Source organism: Eubacterium sp. F2 (assembly GCF_046244355.1).
In the GTDB taxonomy this organism is placed as follows: domain Bacteria; phylum Bacillota; class Clostridia; order Peptostreptococcales; family Anaerovoracaceae; genus Aminicella.
In genome coordinates this window covers 1,327,865-1,347,244 of record NZ_CP176393.1, presented here as the reverse complement: position 1 = coordinate 1,347,244, position 19,380 = coordinate 1,327,865, and the positions used below count along the sequence as shown (strand labels likewise).

Sequence of the window (19,380 nt, the reverse complement as noted above, 5' to 3'; positions counted from 1 at the left end):
GTCCTTCCTTCGGCCGTTGAATTATTCCTTAAAACAAAGACCTAAATTAGTATGACGTTCCAGAGAATGTAACTCCCTTTTGATATAGTCCCATGATGACTGGTACGTATAGGTTCGGCAAACCGAGAAATCCGATGCAGATATGAATTGAATAAATCCGCCGAGATCGTGACTATACTTTTTTGCGAATTGCATCGCGTGCTTCTCTTTCTCAACATCAGTACTATTTTGCAGATCATATAATACATGATCCAAGTTAGATGACATATAGTATGCGTGATATGGTATAGATTTCCATACCGTTGTCAGTGTAGAAAGTCGGTTCATGCATGCACTCTTCTTCAGATTTCGTAAGATGATGGACCCTCGGCTGCCAGTCACTATACTGTGTGGAGTGTACCAGGTATGATCTTGTTCTGGGTTCTCTTGTACATATTGATCCGGAATAAACGTACCGTCCATATCCAGAATATGTATGACTTCCTGGAAATCGTTCCGTCGAAGATATGCACTTGCTGCATACCCTTTTACGATATCACCGACTTTTGCTGTGATATTCTGTGGTGTCGTGTTTCGATCTGAAGTGATATCTCCGTGAGTAATCTGGATGAATACATTCTGTCGTTGAAACCATTGATCAAAAATTAAGCCCAATGCAGTCTCATCCGATTTTCCCTCGACGATAATAAACACAACTTTCTTTCTACTCAATTCCTTCACCTGCCTCTCGGAAAGCCATTGCGATTCTGGTGTTGCTGGTTGGGTTATATACATCCTCTCCATCTGTACCCAGTGCAATATCTCGGAAATAGCAGCTTCTGAGATTGTGGCTATTTTTGATGTTCACTGGCCGGATATAACGATGTTCCGGATTGACAGTCGTAAAAGCAATGTAACCACGGTCAATCGTTTCCAGAGGACGCAGATTATGAGAAGTAAAGATCAGCTGTCCTTTTCCGTATCCCGAGATGACGCGCAGAATCTCACCTAGAAGATACTCGAATATTCCGGAGTCGAGCTCATCAATGGCCACAGTAACCGATGCATCGTTAAACATGACGATCAACAACTGCAGAATGGATAAAATCTTCTTGATCCCTTCAGATTCGTAGCGGAGCGCAATCTTGTGATTCTCCTTAATGGAAACAAGCTCTATGCGTTCACCGATTCCACCGTCCGCTTGAGAAACCTTCTCCAACTCCCGGATGCCGATCGTAAGACCCGGAACGATCTGTTTCAGCACGACATTTACATTATCGATAACTTTTTTTGTTTCGCTGACAACGGTCTCAGGAACAACCTGTGTACTGTCCAGCGGCAAAACGATACTGCCAAGGGAAAGACGTCCGTTCTCCTCCCTGTATTTAAATGAAATTGGCATTCCCTTTAATGAGATCAAGCCGGATGAAAGGGTACTGACAATAAACAGACCAAAATTTCCGTACTCGACCAGTGCTTCCAGCAGCTGTACATGTCTTGAGTATTCTTCTTTTTGTTTTTCGGAAACACTTTTAGCATGATTGCGTATTTTGTTCAGCAGTTCTGCTGAAAACAGAAAAGAACGAGACGATTGCCGCGTTAGTTTCCGCGATATGGCGAGTTCTGCTGAAATCTCCGTACCGGTTCCTATGAGACACCGAAATTTATTTTTTGGTGTAAATACTGCAGTATCTTCTGTTGTATCCATTAATCTTTCCATCCGGTACTTTCGGCTGCCGCTTCTGAAAGAGTAGGACAACGTCTCTGCAGAGATCTGCGCATTGAATTCCTTAACCAGATCACTTTGAATCGTGTTCTGTCCTTGCGGGGCGATACCTTTTGTCAAAACCAGCGAGTAAACCGCTGTATAGTCACCGGATTTCGTGTTCACATCGAATGTATACGTCAGATCCGCGTGATCAGCGTCAACGTTAATGTATTCGGCAAAATCCAGTGGAAGTTGTTTCCCGGACAGCGCCAGCTTCAGCAATGTTACAGCATCAATTAAAGCCGTTTTCCCCGATCCGTTCTGTCCGTACAATCCGAGAACACTGGCATCATGCGGATGCCGCGGATTACAGAAATCCAGGTTCCCGTCAACTACATTTTTGAAATTCTGAATGTGAATCGCTGATAAGCGTACCGTTCCGTGTTCCATATGCTCTCCTGCCTTTCGTTATTGTCTTGAATATAGCATATACGATACACATTTGCAAATATAAACAAGCAATGTGAAATAAAAAATTTCGATTTTATATTTTAAGCCTATGTATCACTCCGACAGGATCGCCAAGCAGATAGAGTGGCTCTCTCTACCGGACGAGGCGGCTCCCAGACGGAGGAATAATCGGAGGTTCTGTAATAGTTAAAGCATTTGATTCCTTTCGATCAGAATGTATTTTATTTGTTTGATTTTCGATTAGAATATCGATCAGTTTATTATTCTATTTGAATCGATTCGATTTGAATAGTATACTATACGTAATACATGATCCGTCAAAGCGACTGATTTACGAGGAATAGATATGATCAGGGAAACAAGAAAGCTGGAATTCAAAAAAGACGTTACAAATACATTTCTGAAAACCGTCAGCGCGTTTTCTAATTATGACGGCGGCAGAATCCTGTTCGGAGTAGATGATAACGGCACTGTGACTGGACTTGCGGATCCCAGACAGTCCTGTCTGGACATTGAAAACAGGATAAATGACAGTATTACTCCTCAGCCCGAGTACACTTTGTCGATTAATGAAGAAGATCAGACCATTACACTCGAAGTGCGAAAAGGTACACATACGCCGTATCTGTATAAATCAAAAGCCTACAAACGCAGTGACTCGGCAACTGTCGAAGTGGACACGGTAGAATTAAAACGGCTGATCCTGCGTGGCGAACATCTCCGATTTGAGGAGCTGCCGGCCGACCAGCAGGATCTTCACTTCTCTGTGCTGGATCATATGCTGCAAGATGAAATCGGCGTTTCCGTCAGCGAGCCGGTTTTGAAGACGCTGAATCTGTACTCCGATGCTGCGGGCTACAATCATGCCGCAGAACTTCTTGCTGACGAAAATCACTTTCCGGGCATCGATGCCGCAAGATTCGGTGATTCCATCAGTATCATTCTGAAGCGTAAAAACGTGGAGAATCGATCGGTTCTGTTCGCTCTTCAGCAGGCGGTAAGCATATATCAGGATGCATATCAATATGAGAAAATCGACGGCATTTACCGCGAAAAAGTTGAACTGATTCCGGAAGACGCGTTCCGCGAGGTGATCGCCAACGCGCTGATGCACCGCACCTGGGATGTTCCGCAGCCAATCCGCATGTATTTCTTCCCGGATCGTGCAGAAATCGTTTCTCCAGGAGGCCTTCCGGAAGACATCACCGAAAAGCAGTATCTTGCCGGCCAGTATTCTTCCCTGCGTAATCCGATCCTGAGCAATGTGTTCTTCCGTCTGCATCTGGTGGAAATCCTGGGGATCGGCATCCCGCGCATCCGCGAAGCCTATGAGGGAAAGGCCGTCCAGCCGGAATTTACGATCAGCGGGCACGCCATCAAGGTTGTCCTTCCGGTGATCCGCGCTGCAGAACCTCTGTCCGCAGAAGAACAGGTACTGTATGATCATCTGCGCAGGAACGAGAGCGTGTCCATGACGCAGATTCTGGAGCGCACCTCACTCAGCCGGTATAAAGCTGGGAAACTTCTCCGTCAGTTAGAGGACAAAGGGTACATCCGCGTTCTGGGCGGCGGCAGAAGCACACGGTACAGCAAGGTGGAAATTCCGGATAAAGTATAATCTACTCAAAATGGATAAAATGACATAATGTGATCCCCAGAGATACAACTAATGCTTCACACTAAGATGCGTTTAAATGTGTAATAATGTTTTACATTTGTGCAAACAAGTGTATAATTATATATACAGAGGTGATGAATGATGTCAACCAAAACTGCTAATTTTAATATGCGTATGAATCCAACTCAGAAAAAAGAGCTTGAAGAATTGTTCTCCAGTTTGGGAATGACCTTGCCGGAAGCGGTGAATATATTTTTCAGCAAGGCTCTGATGGTTGGAGGGCTGCCGTTTGATGTCCGCCGTCCAAAGTATAACGAAGCAACAATCCAGGCCATGGAGGAAGCCCGTAAAATTGCTTCTGGCGAGATAGAGGCTAAATCATATCATTCTGCCGAGGAACTGTTTAAGGATTTAGATCAAGAAGAATGCTGACATTAAAAACGACTACCAAATTTAAGAAAGACTACAGACGTGCCAAAAAACGCGGCTTGAACATGAATCTTTTACAGAATGTTCTTGATCAGCTTATTGCCGGAATTCCATTGGATCCAAAATATCGGGATCACCAATTATCCGGCAATTATTCTGATTTCAGAGAATGTCATATTCAGCCAGACTGGTTATTGATTTACAAGATAAACGAAAAAGAACTTATTTTGACCGCTTCACGAACAGGAAAACACAGCGATGTGTTTAACGAATAGCATATTAAGGGTCCGGACTGCCTGTGAACGTCGTCCGGACCTTTGATTAATCTCCTGCTTTTATAACTATTTCACATAATACTGCTGCCCCCGGGCTTTCGGTGTTTCGGGATCCGTTATCACAACTACGCCTTCCTGAATCAATGGCGTGACATAGCGGCGCATCGCGTACGCCTGCGATTTGAGCCCTAGGAATTTTGTAATTTCCCGGCGGGTTCGCGGTATCCGCAGAAATTCCAGGAGATCCTCTTGCTCCTGCACATTCGTATTTCCATAGTGTTCGGATTCGCTCTTTGCCTTGTAGAACGCAGTGACAAACGTTCCGCGCCGGTCCTAAAATACGGGTTCCGGCATACCGTAAGCAGCCAGGGCTTTTCGCATTGCAGGGATTCCGGAATACCGGTTTTCCGTCAGTTCCAGTATTTCCGCCGCCGATACCAGCACTGCGTTTCTGGTGTCCGGCTGAATTTTGCCGAGCTGGTCCACGCTGATCCGGCCGAACAATCCTCCGGGACTGCAGAACTCCAGCCGGTCTCTGTACATGATGATCTGCACTGGTTTATTCTCTGTCAGCACGCTGTAATCCCGATGCAGCAGCGCGTTCAGAATCGCCTCGCGCACAGCCCTCAGCGGGTATTCCGTCCTGTCCTCACGCTCGCCAGTGTTCTCGTTAATGACCGTGGATTTTCGCATATTTCTCCGTATAAACGCCATGGATTCCTCGATCATGTACTGCAGATTTCCTTCAATACGTACGTTGTCGACAAAACGTTCATCCTGCATCACGACATCATCAAGGGAATTCCCGTCGACGACGATCCCGGTCACACAAAGCTGTGGAAAACAACTCTGGGGATAGCGGGAAAACAGCAGAAGCGCGCTGAGTGTCGGCTTCCCGTCCCGGACCATGTTCATATTTAAATTGAATTAAGTTGAATTTCAAGGTCGTATAAGTGAAATCCGCTGCATAAAGTTAAATTATAACTAAAATAAGTTAAATATATTGCGCATTTAGTGAAATATACAGGTTAAAGTGAAATGCGATTTCACTTAATGATCTTACATGAATCCGCACACCAAATTCTGAACTATGAACATAGCAAAAGCGGGGCCATTGCCCCAAGTCAGTTTCCCTAACTTAGTGCAACAGCCCCTTTTAAGTTGATTATGTACGTTCCGGCTTCCTGTAATATATAATTCGCTTTTACGCCATTTTTAACCTAGTGCAGCGTCTCTTCCTGTGCAGATACCTCTGGGGTGTCTGTATGTGCAGGTTCAGCCTCCTGGTTTGCTGTATCCGTTTTTGTCTCTTCTGACGGCTGATTTTGAGCCGTGTTTTTGTTCTCGTCCGGATTCTTCTTCACGTCTGATTTCGACGGTTCATGTCCCGGCTTATAGAAAACATACGTCTGGCCGTTATCGCCGTACGTGTCTGAAGTGCTCTGCAGTGTAAGCGCGTCATCGGTATCGTAAACGATCCGGAATGCAGCGTTCCCAAGGCATCCCCGGTTAAGCCGGTTGCTTTTCAGCGCTTTAACCGTAATACTGTCACCGTCAACGATATAATAACACTCAAAATCGGAACCGGTGGCTGTATTATGATACCAGCCGTGAACCTTGTTTCCGAAAGAATAGGAAGAGAAGGCTCCGCTGCCGTGGATTTCCAGGTTGAGCGTACCACTGTTCGTCATTCCCGTGAAGGGATAGAGCGGATTGCTGCTGTCGACCGGCATGCCGGTATTCTCTTGCCCGTCCCCGTTTTGTCCGCTGGAAAAGGTATATGTCTTACCCTCATCTCCGTAAATGTTGTTCATGCTCTTCAGGGTGATGCCGTCTCCGGTTTTCCCCACGATCTTGAACTGCGCGTTTCCGAGGTAGTTCTTCTCGTAATTCGGGTTGTCGATATGTTCAGTTTCGATCTTGTCTCCGAAGACATTGAAGCGGCATTCATAATCTGTTCCGGTCGAGGAGTTGTGATACCAGCCGTGAATAGAGTTTCCGTACGACATGTACGCAAACTGGCCGGATCCGTGAATCTCAAGACTGACGTCGCCACCGTTGTCATCATCCGCTCTGCCGCTGAAGGAAACCAAAGGATTGTCTGCATTTACCGGATCGCCGTAATTTCCGTAACTGCAGAATGTGTATTCTGTGCCCTTGTCACCGTACACGTCGCTGGTGCTTCTCAGTTTCAGGAATCCCTCGCCATAGTCCAGAATGACAAAGGATGCCTCGCCAAGGTAGTTTTTCTCATAATTTCGATTGGAAATATGGACAGCGCGTATCGTATTGCCCTTTCGGTTGAAACGGCATTCATAATCTGTATGGGTTCTGCTGTTCCGGTACCATCCGTGAATGGAATTTCCGGAAGAAAGGGAGGCAAACTGACCACTTCCATGAATTTCTAAAGTAATATTTCCAGAAGAAACAGAGCCCTGAAACTGGCGCATCGGATTGGTCGGATCTACCGCTTTAGAAGCGTCGAACTGCTCCGTGTCTGCGTCAAACGGAAGCGTATACGTCACGCCGTTATCCCCATAAGTGTCATCAGTGCTTTTGATTGTCATGCTGGAATCGTTCACTGAGACAATATCAAACGCTGCTTCGCCTTTGTAGTTCTTCTCAAAGTTTTTATTCTCGATGCGGCTGGTTCTGATCTTTCCGCCGGAGACCAGGAAGTAGCATTCAAAATCCGTTCCTGACGCGGAATTATGGTACCAGCCATGAACTTTCGCAGAGGTTGACAGACTGGAGTACTGTCCGCAGCCATGGATTTCCAGAGACAGAGAACCGTCATTCACCATTCCCTGATAATTCCGGAGAGGATTATCATTCGGAAGCGGAGAATCCTGCTTCCCGGAATTTTCATCAGCTCCGGAGTACACGGACCCTGCGTGCAGGATGTTATCGGTATCATCAACATTCAAATCAACGTCACTGTTCGTATTATTCATCACCGAAGAGACAGCGCCGCTGCCCAGCAGGGTGACATCTGTTTTTTCCGCGCCTCTTCTGAGCTGTACGTTGGTGCGTTTCCCAGAAGTATGGATATCGGCTCCGGTGCAGCTCAGAATGCGAACTGAATTTCCGCTGATCGCTACTGATTTAATATGTGCTCCTCGACGCAGAATCATACCCGTGTTTCCTGCTGGAACACGGATCGATGGAGCTGTTCCGCTGACATCCACGCTTCTGGCATTGCTTACGGTCATTTTTCCGGTTCTTCCCTGAACCTTCAGTTGAAGATTCTTTGCGTTCACCTGAACTGAGGCGCTGCTTCTGGCAGATTTAGGAATGCTCAGGGAGCGGCTTCCCTTGCTTATCTTAATTGTCTTCACACGCTTGGATTTCAGCGCGCGGTTCAGCTGTGTCTGTGTCCGCACAGAGACGGATTTAGAAGTTCCTGCATAAACAGGATTACTGACTGCCTGCGCTATAGTGCAGGGAACCATCGCCAGTGTCACTGCTGCAGCAAGACCTATCAGACCACCTTGAAAAACTCTCTTTTTCATCATTTACTCCTAAAATGGTACTCCGCGTCATAATTTGCCGTATTATGGCGCACATCGCAATTCATTAACACCTACAGTATATTCCGGCAGAAGTAGTGATACAAGTGCGACTTATAAATTAATTTCTGCTCTTGATTGACTAAGCCGTGTTGCTGAAAATCCTCCCTGATCGATTGCATCAGGAAGGATTTTCTGACGGACCGCCGCTGCAGACGGTCTCTTCACCTTTCAGTTATTTCACTTTAATCTTTTTAGCCTTTGAGTATTGCCCATAGTACGTATGACCATTTACGCGAACGTATGCGCGGATCCGGAATGTATAGGTTTTCCGGTTCATTCTCAGGCTTGTCCACGACAGCTTTTTAGCGTTCAGAATCTTGATTCTCTGATACTTGCCGTGCGTGCCCTTGCGGTAGATCCTGTACCCGTCCGCACCGGAAGCGGATGTCCATTTCAGGTATACTTTTCCTTTCTTGGTTTTTATCTTTGTGATCTTCACCGCACGGAGATCCGATGCGCAAGGAACAGAAGACATCGCGTAAGATCCGTTATTAACGGTAATTTGAATTCTGCCGTCCTTCACGGGATACGGGGATTGATCCAATGCCGTGAGCTTTCCGTTTTTACCGATCCGGTAAACATACACATCGGACTTCTCCGGGAACTGCTTTGGATTTACCGTGATCGCAACGCTTTTCTTTTCCGGCGTTCCGGCGATCTGGATCTGCTGAATCTGTGCCCCTTTCCGATACTGGTTCTGCACAGAAGTTTTTGTTTTCACCGCTTTCACTTCTGCTCCGGCGCTTTGTTGCTTCTGCTTCAGTCCTGCAACTGCGGCTTTCAGAGCATCTTCCGCACTGCTTAATTCTTCCTTGGACGGATTGTCTTTCTGCAAAATCTTATCCGCAGCAGAGATCGCGTCCTTCAGAGCCTGAACAGAATCGTCCGTATAGCCGGAGATATCTATAGATCTGGCACTTGTGAGTTCAGAAGAAAGTGTTTTCTGCAGCTCCGCCGTATCACCGGCACCTCCGCCTGATGCACCGCCTCCGCCGGAACCCGCAGAATAATTCCGGTCTCCGATCCGGATCGTTCCCGGGAAGGAGATCTTTCCTGCTTTCAGCGCCTCTTTCCAGGAATTGGTATCTGGCAGACTCAGGATAGACGATGATCCGCAGCTGTAAAATACATTGTCGCCGAAGGTCATGGCATCGGCATTCTTGCAGGTAACCTGAATGCCGTCGCTGAAGGCGAAGGCCATTTTTCCGACTGATTTCACGTTTTCAGGGATCGTTACGGACTTCAGGTTTTCCTTATCCATCAGCGCGTAGTTTCCGATTTCTGTCAGGCTGTCCGGAAGATGGACTTCCTTCAGTGCCGCTTTAGCGTTTTTCAGGCTTTCCACCGCAGAATCCGGAGCATTATAGATAAAGAACTGTCCGAGGTTGGTGACCCCGTTACCGACGTTAGCCTTTACAATTTCGTTCCGGTGTTCCTGCCATGGAACCAGAATTGGCTGTTTCCAGTCTTCCATCTTACCGGAAGGATTGCTGATCAGCGGGTTCAGGCCGACATTCAGCACCTTGTTTCCTTCCTGGTAGGCGAAGATCAGATTCTGACCCTTAGTCGAGGAATCTGCTCCGCAGAATCCGAAATCAACTGTTCCTGCGTCCGAATCGGATGACGATACATATTTCCCGTTTTCAAACTTATACTGGGTGCCGGCAATGTCCAGAGTTCTGGTGATTCCCAGGCCATGTTCATCGAACAGATACAACTGGCTTCCGATCTTTTCGACGCCTGTCTGGTATTTTCCGTCGATGAAATACATATTCTTTCCGCTCTCTTTATCTTTCAGCCATCCGGTATATCCGGTTTTTCCGATTTCAGTTACAGGATATGCGCGGTGACACCTTGAGCAGATCGCTTTGCCATTGCTGTACAGTGAGTAGGTATGTCCGTCTTTTATGCAGCTGCTTTCCTTGGTGAAGGTATCATACACCTTGTCTCCATCATATGTCGTGACCTTCATCTGATCATTATCTGCTGAAACGCTCAGGTAGATACCGTGGTCAAAATTCAGATCGGCCTTGGCAAAGTGGAAGTCCGGATTGTTGCTTACAGCGTAGGACTTTTCACCGGTCGATGCGCAGATGTAGTACACTGTGCCCTTGCCGGAATAGGCTTCTCCCTGATTCAGTTTCTCTTCCTGTACGGACTCCGGTTCCTCCCGGTTGTAAAGAGGGTAGGTTCTCGCGTAGCTGTGATCGTGTCCGGCAAAGACAAAGTCGATCCCGGCCTTGTCACATGCAGGCGGAATAATCTTGTTGATGATCTCGTTTCCACCTGAGGTATTGGTATAGTACGCAGGCTGATGCATTGCCAGAATCTTCCACTGTGCGCTGCTTGCCGAAGCATCCTTTACCAGCCAGTCCGCTGCCTCCTGCATTTTATCTGCGTCTGAGGAAAAGGCAATCGTCGCGACGTATACGTTTCCATAGGTCACAGAGTAGTAATCCCTGTTCTTGGTGTTAAAGATTGTATTCACATGGGATGCCTGCGGATCTCCGTCTTCCTCGTGGTTTCCCGTTACATGCAGGGTATCCGTTCCGTTCAGCTGATCGAACGGGGTCAGAATATTATCCCAGTAGGAATATATTGAAGGACCGTCAACAAAATCCCCGAGCTGGATACCGAAGTCGTATCCGGTGCTGACCTTTCCAAGAATCTTGTTTAGATTCTCCATATCATTTCCGGAAGTCTGCGTATCGCCGATGACAAAGAACCTGGTTGTCTCCTTGCCGTCTTCCTGCGCGGTGCTTTTTGTCGTAAAGGTTCCCGCATCGGACCAAATGGATCCGTCTCCTACACGGTAAACATATTTGGTACCCGGCTTCAGTCCGCTGAGCATCACCGAGTTGGAATAATTGGCATTGCCGCTGACCAGATAGGAGAGCAATGTGCATTTTCCTTCTTTGGACTGGAATGCTTTTTCTCCGTCCTTCGTATACTCCGATTCCGGCGCATACTGCACTACTGCATTCTTTTTCGCCTTTGACGGATTGGACATCCAGACCAGATTCTTCATCGTTTCCGGATCGTCACAGACGCCGGCCTCAATATGATACGGTTTTCCGTCCTCGGAGCCTGTCGCGGATACACACTTGGATGTTTCCGAGAAGGACATGCCGTCATCACCGGAAGCGTAGATGGTGAATTCCTTTCCGGCACTGCTGAGTGCAGAAGTTGTAAGTGTGCCGTCTGCGCCGGTTTTTCCAAGGTTTATGTCGCCGCTGCTGCTGTACTGCATCACCGAAACTCCTTCTGCAGGCTTTCCGGAGGCGTCTTTTACCGTGATCACAGCAGGCTGTCCGTCCATGACGGTTCCCGTATCAATCGTATACGCGGCCCTGATCGGCAGAGACTCTGTTCCTGTTCCGAACGTATTCAGCACATCCTCTGAAGCAGTTGTTCTGCTTTCTGTTTTTCCGCTGCTGACCGAATAGGTCAGGTATGCCGGACTGCTCTGCTTCTGCGGCACATCTACCGTGATTTCCGCGATTGCATCAGACGCGCTGTCCGGCAGTGAATCCGGAGCATTCGCGGTAAGTTTCAATGTTCCGCTGCTTTGATCGTATTCTTTTGTTCCGGAGAATCCATTTTTAAACTCCACATTGGAAACCGTGCAGTTAGTTCCCAGGTTCAGGTCCATAGACATGGATTTCAGATTCTTCAGTTCACCGGAGGTGACATTCAGTTTTACTGATCTGCCGAGGACCGCGTGATCCTGTTCCGGCTTTACCGCTACAGAGGTCAGACCGGCATTATCGCCTTTAACCGTGAACTGCTTCGTGATCTTTGACTCATTTCCGTTCTTGTCCCGCACACGCATGGTAATGGAATGCACTCCGTTCGGAAGTTTGATTCCGTTTACAAACAGCTCCCCATCATTCTGCAAGAACTTGGTATTCTGACGGTCGGTTACATCGGTTCCGTCGATGTATACTTTTGCCCAGTCTATACCAGACGTATGGCTGTTTTTTACATCCGAGAACGTGGATCCGAAATACACCGTATTGCTGTCCACTGTGACATTATTATTCTTCAGCAGTGATTTTCTGCCTGATAGCTGCTCACCGACAGACATGGTCGCAATCTGCGGATTATCCGTGTCTTCCGGGTTGTTTCCGTAGACAAATTGTAAATTGTCAAAATACAGACTGCCTTTGGAATGCCCGATGTATTTTGCTTCAGAGACATTTCCGGAAGAATCTTTGGTGCAGTTCCACACACCGTTGCGGTTCGGATCCTGCGGGGAACCGTTGGTATCCATCACACGAAGGAATTCACCTTCCGGAATGGTAATCGGTCCCGGAATCGGGTTGCCGTTGCTGTCCTTCAGCGAGCAGGTGAGATACTTCCATCCGACCCAGTTGATTCCACCCTTAGTCCCGTCTTTGGCATTTTTCGTTTCGTCTGTAAAGTTCAGATTCTGACGGATTCCGTTTCCATCGACACACTGCAGGCGGAGCCACAGGTTCGGCGTACCCTCTGGAGCATATACCCAGACGCCGACGGAAGTCGGACTTCCCGTAACTTCAACGGAATGTTTCAGACCGATGCAGGCTCCTTCTGTACCGTTGATATTGGTGAAGTCATAATTTAGTTTCAGAGCTTTCTGCCCAAAACGGACTTCTCCGTGATCCACATCCACCTGCTGCGCGGATGCGATTCCGCCGCGGCTGACATCGCCACTCATATAATGAATGACAATTAGATCACTTTTACTTCCGGCATTGGTTTCTTCTGCATAGTACGGAGCCGTGGACGTATGATGGGTGTATGGGATGTTTTCATAACTCAATCCGTCACTGTCGCCGCCGTCCAGAATGATCTGCGGCGCGGTCCCGATCCCTACGGTAATATCCGCGGAAACCGAAGTGTCCCATTTGGATACAGCCGTAATTTTGGATTTGACCGAGAGATTTCCTTTCTCATTGTTCTTTGCTGCGGTAAAGGTGTTTCCTGAAATGGATCCGACTGATGAATCCTCAATTTTCCAGTCCAGATCGCCGTCCTTGATGTTCAGGAGACGGCCGTTTGCATAGACACGCAGATTCAGATCACTCTTTTCTCCATAGTCCAGATTCAGGGAATCGTTTACAAACTTAATCTTATCCGGAGCGGAAATGATAATCTTTCCGGTGCCCAGCACGTTTCCGTTGTACTTCAGTTCTACATTAACCGTGTGGCGCTCCGGGTTCTTTCCGTTATCCGTATAGACGCCTGTAGCGCTGTCGATGCTGCCACAGTCTTTACTGTCCTCCGCCAAAGACCATTCCGCGCCGGATGGAATATCGGTTTTATCTCCGGAGGTGCTGACGCCCGAAGCCTGGAAGTTTACTTTGGATCCCGGCGTATAGTATTCATTCTTCGGGGTAATGGACGCGTGATCAAAGGTTGAGGAAACCGAACCGTTGTCCACCAGAAGCAGCGCGGATCCAATGACTCGCTCGGTTCCATCGCTTGGCGTATTTGCGATCGACAGACTGCTGCTTCCTTCCCGGCGTGTCGCCAGCGTTGCCGATCCGCCGCCGTCCAGAAGCAGGGCATTGACACATCCAATGGACTTCAGATAGTTTCCGAGCTGAAGCGCAGTCACTCCGACCGATTTTTCAATTCTTCCGTCCATTTCGACGATGACCACGCTGCCGTCCGCTTTGATGCCGATAGAATTACGCGGAATCACATCCATCGGTACATCGGTGCATACGCTGCCGTCCTTCACCAGGTAACATGGTCCGCTTACGCCTTCCTCCACATCATCTGTCGGAACTGAGGCGTCACGGATAACTTTGGATCCGTCTTTCAGAACCGCAAAATACGGTTCCGTGCTGCCAGCGTTCAGGTTTTTATTTCCCTCCATGATGATGGAGCCAAGAGGCTGCGAGGTGGACATGTTAAAGTAGTCCGCATTGGTAGCTGCAAGAACTCTCTGCGAAGTGGCTTTTTCATAATCTGCTGCCTGGTCCGTGGTCGTCATAAACTTCCAGTCGGAAGAGGACCACTTTGCAGCTTTTGCCTTTCTTGTTTCTGCCGTGCTTCCTTCCGTATAGTAGCCCCCACAGCTTGCCTTGAAACTCGTATTGCTGCCTGGATCTACGGTCAGTACATGAGAAACTACGCTCTCATCCGAAGAATTTTTCAGATTCACCGTAGTTTCCTTTACTCCCTTAACAATCGGGTAATCCGTTTCATCAAGCGTTTTCAGCACATTCACATCCTGTGCATTGGAAGACGCCGAATCATCGGCAAACCCGAAGAACGGAATCATCGTGACCGTCATGACCACAGCCAGGATGATTACGGATAATCGTTTCATCTTAATCCTCTCATTTCATTGCATACGTAAAAAAGGCAAAACCTCCGAAGAGATTTTGCCTTAAGCAAGTTAATTCGAAAGTCGAATAAATTGTGTGTACTGTTGTCAGGTGAGATTAACCTTCAGCACTTTCTGGATTAGTCCAACCAAAGGTAACATTATTAGATGTTGAATCTACAGTCACACTACCAGATGCTGTTTTGCTTTCTGCAGATGCAATGTAGTTGCCTACACCCTTGACAATTACACGAGCTTTAACTGTGTAGTCAGCCTTCAGCTGATTGACGATTCCGCTTCCGAGTTCTACTGTAGCTACACCATTGTTATCAACACTTGTGACATCAATGTTTGTGCTGCTTACATAGTTATCCTGAGCATCATAAATGTCAACCTTGACTGTTGCTGTGTATGCTGTTCCGAGAACTGCATCGGAAGGTTTAGCCAGAGTTACTGTCAGAGTCTTATCACTACCGGCTACTTTAGGAGAAACTGTTAATGCAGCCTTAGCAGTCAGAGTATTTGTCTTTACTGTTGTTCCGCCGCTGCTAACCTCAGCATAGAAGGTATCTCCTGCTGCTGTATCCGCTGGTACAGTGTATGTGCTAGTTTTAGCATCCTTAATTTCAACACCGTTCTTATACCATTTATACTGAACACCAGTAGTGATTGTTCCGCCCATCTTCTGAGCTTCTGCTGTCAGGGTTTCACCTGCATAAGTGAACTGGCTTTCCTCAGCATCTGTGAGCAGATTCTTAGTGTCGGCTAACTTAAGTGTGGCAGCGCCTACTACATCTCCGCCAACATTGACTGTATTGGAAGCCTGTACGGAAGTTCCACTATATGTCTTTTCTGTGGATGCAACGCTGACCTTTACAGTATAAGCACCCTTATCTTTTGCTGTGTAGGTTGCGGATGTTGCTCCATCCAGTTTTACACCGTCCTTATACCACTGATAAGTTACGGTAGCATCTGCCGGTGTTACTTCAGCTGTCAGAGTTGCACCTGCTGTAGCATTCTCAACTTTCTTTCCGTCAACTTTAATAACTGCACTTACAGTTCCAGTGATTTTCTTAGACGCAGAACCAATTGTCGCGATGGTATATGCAGTCTCATTAGCACCCTTTGCGTTGCCTGCAACAGTTACACCAGTCTTAGGTGTTACCTTAGCAGTTACAGTGTATCCGATGTCATCTTTTGTCAGTGTATATGTATCTGTTGTAGCTCCTGCAATCGGTGTCTCTACAGCAGATCCATTTGCAGACTGACTGTTACGATACCACTGAATATCGACTGCATCAGAAAGGCTGTTCACCCCATCAAGGGTTGTTGCCTGAAGCTGGAAGGAATCACCTGCATTAGCAACAGCGCCATTAGAGAATGAATCCTCATATTTGCCTTCAGAATTTGCCTTCTTCATTACAATATTTGTAACCTTTACAGCAGAAACCTTAGCTGTAGCAGCAGACTCAACCTCGTTCTTGCTTGCAGCCTTTACAGTGATTGCTTTTCCAATCTGGTCTGTTGTTACTGTAAACTCAGAGGATGTAGCTCCATCAATCTTGGCTCCGTCTGCATACCACTGGTATGTAACGTCCTTAGCTTCCGGTGCTGCCTTTGCCTGCAGAGTTGTTCCAACCTTCAGGTCTGTTGCCGGATCCTTCGCATTCGGTGCGGATACGGTAACGCCTGTCAGGGTTGTCTTATCTTCCTTTGTCTTGAAGGACCAAACTGCCTTAGCCTTTGTGTTTGCCTTTGTGTAAACAGTGATCTTAGCAGTTCCTACGCCCTTTACCTTTACAGCTGCGTGCTTGCCCTTTGTGGAATAAACCTTAACAATGCTGCTGTCGCTGGACTTCCAGACTGTCTTCTTTGCTGCGGAAGTCAGCTTGCTCGGGCTCAGCTTGTACTTCAGTACGTACTTGTTTCCAACCTTACCATAAACTTTGGCACCGGTGTGGTTCAGCTTTGTAACCTTAGTAGCCTTCTTTGCTGTTGCAGCGAAGGAGGAATACGTCAGTGCAGGCATGAAAGCTGCGACCATCAGTACTGCAAGTACAACACTGAGAAGCGCTCTAGAGCTTTTCGTTCTTGTCATGTTATACCTCCATAAAATAAAAATGAGATTTAATTTACGCATGATCTTCACGTCTCCGGACGACAAGAACCGGATGTGTAAATCACGCATTTGGTTAAAATCTGTGAAAAAAACGTTATTGTTCTCCCACAGATTTCATAACACATTATACCCACATTGGGGCCGATGTGTCAAGTCTATTTGCACTCTATACAAGCCATTCGGGGCAATTTTCTTAAGTAAACTTAAGATATTAGATTGATGCGCAAATACCCATTAAATGTTGAAATTCAGGCGTTTTTAAGCAGTCAATTGTATGCATGTCTTATGGAATGTACGCCTTTCAAAACATGATTAATTCCTTAATCTTTCCTTAATTATGCATCACAGGTCTTCATCTGTCATATTTTTATGTTTACTTATACCTCCGGCTCACATTCCACGACTTCCTCGGACTCTACCGCGGCTTTTACCAGGGCGTCTACATCCAGCGCGGACTCAGATTCTTCGATTCTTGCCAGTTTAGGCTTTGTCGTCGGATGCTTCGGCAGGAAGACGGTGCAGCAGTCCTCAAAAGGCTCGATGGATGTCTCGTAGGTCCCGATCTCGCGGGCCTTATCCATAATATCTACCTTATCCATACCGATCAGCGGGCGCAGAACCGGAATGTCCACGCAGGCATCGGTAACGGTGATGGCTTCTGCTGTCTGGGAAGCAACCTGACCCAGATCCTCGCCGGTGATCAGCATCATGCAGCGGTTCTTCTTCGCGATCTCCTGGGCGATGCGCATCATGAAGCGGCGGACCAGAATCGTGGTCTCTTCTTCCGGGCAGTGCTGGACGATCTGCTCCTGAATCGGCAGCAGGTTGATCACATGCATGCGGATGCGTCCGGAATAGCTGGCCACAATGCCCGCCAACTTCTCGACCTTCTCCTGGGCTCTCTTGGATGTATATGGATAGCTGTGGAAATGCACCGCCTCGATCAGCATGCCGCGGCGTGCCATCATCCAGGCGGCAACCGGAGAATCAATGCCACCGGACAGAAGAATCAGTCCGCGTCCGTTGGTGCCGAGCGGAAGTCCTCCGATTGCGGCGACTTTCTCATCATATATATAGGAAACGCCGCGGCGCAGGTCTACATGCAGGCGGACTTCCGGGTTGTGGACGTCGACCTTCAGGACCTTGCAGCCAATCAGGACTTTGGCGCCGATGATTCTCGCGATCTCCGGACTCTTGATCGGGAAGGTCTTATCCGCGCGCTTGGCAAAAACCTTGAACGTCTTCACGCCGCGCTCCTCGATCTGCTTCAGCATGAACTTCACGGCCATCTCGCCGATGGCGTCCAGGTTGCTCTCGCACTCCCAGGCCGGGCTGATGGATGCTACACCGAACACCCGGCTCACCAGCTTGATAATCGTGTCCTCCGGAATGGTCTTCGGGCTCTTGATGAAAATCAGACCTTCGTGACGGTAGACATCAATGCCGCCGTTTCCCTCTTCTTTCGACTGCTCATTCGTCTTCTTCAGTGCCGCCCGGATTCTCTGGACGAGCACACGCTCAAAATACGGTTTATTCATTCCCTTCAGCGCGACCTCGCCGGTACGCACGATGAAAATATTCTGTTCGTTCATGTTTTTTCCTTTCTTATATATATGAGCCTGTGCGGGCATTACTGGAAACTTCCCAGTCTTCTGAAGCGCTGCACCGCGGTTTTCACCTTATCCGCGACGATATCCATGTCTTCCGGCCGGTTATAGCGGCTGAAGCTGAAGCGGACGGCGCCCTCGATTTCCTTCGGGCTTCTTCCCATGGCCTGGAGGACGTGGCTCTGTCCCTTGTGATTGGAGGAACATGCAGAGCCGGTGGACACGTAAATGCCATCTTCTTCCAGCACATGAAGCAGGACCTCTCCCCGCACGCCCAGAAAGCTGATATTCAGTACAGAATCCGCTCCAGTCTCGTCCAGCGGCGAGTTGATGATAATATCATCGATCTGATCCTGAATGGCCTTCAGCAGGCGGCTTCTGCACTCTTTCATGGTCTTCTGTCCATCGACAAAATGTTCCTGTGCAAGTTCAGCAGCCCTGCCCAGTCCGGCGATCCCCGGCACGTTCTCTGTGCCTGAGCGGTAACCTCTTTCCTGGCCGCCTCCCAGCACAAACGCCGGGATCAGGGTTCCCTTCTTTACGTACATGGCGCCGACGCCCTTGGGTCCGTGGAATTTATGGCCGCTGACCGTCAGGAAGTCCACGCCAGTGCCCTTCAGATCAACTTTTCCGTAGCCCTGCACGGCGTCCGTGTGCACCAGAATGCCGCTTGCCTTGTCCGGTTTTCCACCCTTCTTTCTGGCCAGCTTCACGATGTCCCGGATCGGCATGATGGTGCCGACCTCATTGTTGACCGCCATGATGGAAATCAGTGTCGTCTCAGCATCGATGGCGTCTTCCAGCTCTTCCATATTCAGATGGCAGAGGGAGTCCACCGAAATTCTGCTCACCTTATAGCCTTCATGCTCCAGGCGATTGCAGTTTTCCAGAACTGCCGGGTGCTCCACCGCACTGACGATGATGTGCTTTCCCTGATGTTTTCTCGCGTCAGCGACTTCTCTTAAAACGGTGTTATCCCCTTCCGTTCCGCCGGAATTGAAGATGATCTCTGAAGGATCCGCGCCGAGGGTCTTCGCAAAAGACTTTCTCGCCTTCTCGACGACTTTTTCTGCATCCATTCCCAGAGAATACAGGGAAGAAGGATTTCCAAAAGTATTTTTCGCGACGTCTGCCATCAGGTCGGTGACTTCATCGGCCTGGCGGGTGGTCGCGCTGTTGTCCAGGTAAATCATGTGTTTCATTGTTTCCTTGTCCTGTGTAAAATTTATCCCAAAATCACTCATGTATTAAGGAAGCCTTTCGTTTCCTGAAACGGTCCCGAA

General features: G+C 48.1%; 12 protein-coding genes. 3 read left to right on the top strand and 9 right to left on the bottom strand.

Features of this window, described 5'->3' with window-relative positions; genetic code table 11:
* Positions 1-21: 21 nt before the first annotated feature.
* Together ACI77B_RS05585 and ACI77B_RS05580 are read right to left on the bottom strand one after the other, a co-directional pair.
* Entirely contained in the window at positions 22-711 is a 690-nt protein-coding gene (locus ACI77B_RS05585; RefSeq protein ID WP_409335915.1) for a hypothetical protein, read from the bottom strand.
* A complete protein-coding gene (locus tag ACI77B_RS05580) occupies positions 704-2,137 on the bottom strand; it encodes an AAA family ATPase (RefSeq protein ID WP_409335914.1) in 1,434 nt (477 codons plus the stop codon). The genes ACI77B_RS05585 and ACI77B_RS05580 overlap by 8 nt, the downstream gene beginning before the upstream one ends.
* Before the next feature lie 367 nt (positions 2,138-2,504).
* Here ACI77B_RS05580 and ACI77B_RS05575 point away from each other — a divergent pair, with 367 nt between their 5' ends.
* From ACI77B_RS05575 to ACI77B_RS05565, 3 genes are all read left to right on the top strand, one after another.
* The gene (locus tag ACI77B_RS05575) at positions 2,505-3,776 is read left to right on the top strand and encodes an RNA-binding domain-containing protein (RefSeq protein WP_409335913.1); all 1,272 of its coding nucleotides are present in this window, start codon (positions 2,505-2,507) and stop codon (positions 3,774-3,776) included.
* Positions 3,777-3,914: 138 nt separating this feature from the next.
* Positions 3,915-4,208 carry a type II toxin-antitoxin system RelB/DinJ family antitoxin gene (locus ACI77B_RS05570; RefSeq protein WP_409335912.1) on the top strand — a complete coding sequence of 98 codons (294 nt, stop codon included), beginning with the start codon at positions 3,915-3,917 and terminating at the stop codon, positions 4,206-4,208.
* Positions 4,202-4,480, top strand: coding sequence for a type II toxin-antitoxin system YafQ family toxin (locus ACI77B_RS05565; RefSeq protein ID WP_409335911.1), 279 nt, complete (start codon positions 4,202-4,204; stop codon positions 4,478-4,480). The genes ACI77B_RS05570 and ACI77B_RS05565 overlap by 7 nt, the downstream gene beginning before the upstream one ends.
* Positions 4,481-4,546: 66 nt before the next feature.
* Here the strand turns inward: ACI77B_RS05565 and ACI77B_RS05560 are convergent, their stop codons facing one another.
* The 7 genes from ACI77B_RS05560 to ACI77B_RS05530 form a co-directional block, all read right to left on the bottom strand.
* Entirely contained in the window at positions 4,547-4,741 is a 195-nt protein-coding gene (locus tag ACI77B_RS05560) for a Fic family protein (RefSeq protein WP_409335910.1), read from the bottom strand.
* Positions 4,742-4,813: 72 nt separating this feature from the next.
* A complete protein-coding gene (locus tag ACI77B_RS05555) occupies positions 4,814-5,395 on the bottom strand; it encodes an ATP-binding protein (RefSeq protein ID WP_409335909.1) in 582 nt (193 codons plus the stop codon).
* A 305-nt stretch (positions 5,396-5,700) separates the two neighbouring features.
* On the bottom strand, positions 5,701-7,995 hold the full coding sequence (locus tag ACI77B_RS05550) for a hypothetical protein (protein WP_409335908.1): 2,295 nt from the start codon (positions 7,993-7,995) through the stop codon (positions 5,701-5,703).
* Positions 7,996-8,224: 229 nt separating this feature from the next.
* Positions 8,225-14,374, bottom strand: coding sequence for a phosphodiester glycosidase family protein (locus tag ACI77B_RS05545; protein ID WP_409335907.1), 6,150 nt, complete (start codon positions 14,372-14,374; stop codon positions 8,225-8,227).
* Between the two features lie 115 nt (positions 14,375-14,489).
* Positions 14,490-16,469 (bottom strand): hypothetical protein, encoded by a 1,980-nt coding sequence (locus ACI77B_RS05540; protein WP_409335906.1) that lies wholly within the window; start codon positions 16,467-16,469, stop codon positions 14,490-14,492.
* A 398-nt stretch (positions 16,470-16,867) separates the two neighbouring features.
* Positions 16,868-18,082, bottom strand: coding sequence for a tRNA uracil 4-sulfurtransferase ThiI (gene thiI / locus ACI77B_RS05535; protein WP_409335905.1), 1,215 nt, complete (start codon positions 18,080-18,082; stop codon positions 16,868-16,870).
* A gap of 38 nt (positions 18,083-18,120) precedes the next feature.
* Positions 18,121-19,299 carry a cysteine desulfurase family protein gene (locus ACI77B_RS05530; protein WP_409335904.1) on the bottom strand — a complete coding sequence of 393 codons (1,179 nt, stop codon included), beginning with the start codon at positions 19,297-19,299 and terminating at the stop codon, positions 18,121-18,123.
* Between the last annotated feature and the right edge of the window lie 81 nt (positions 19,300-19,380).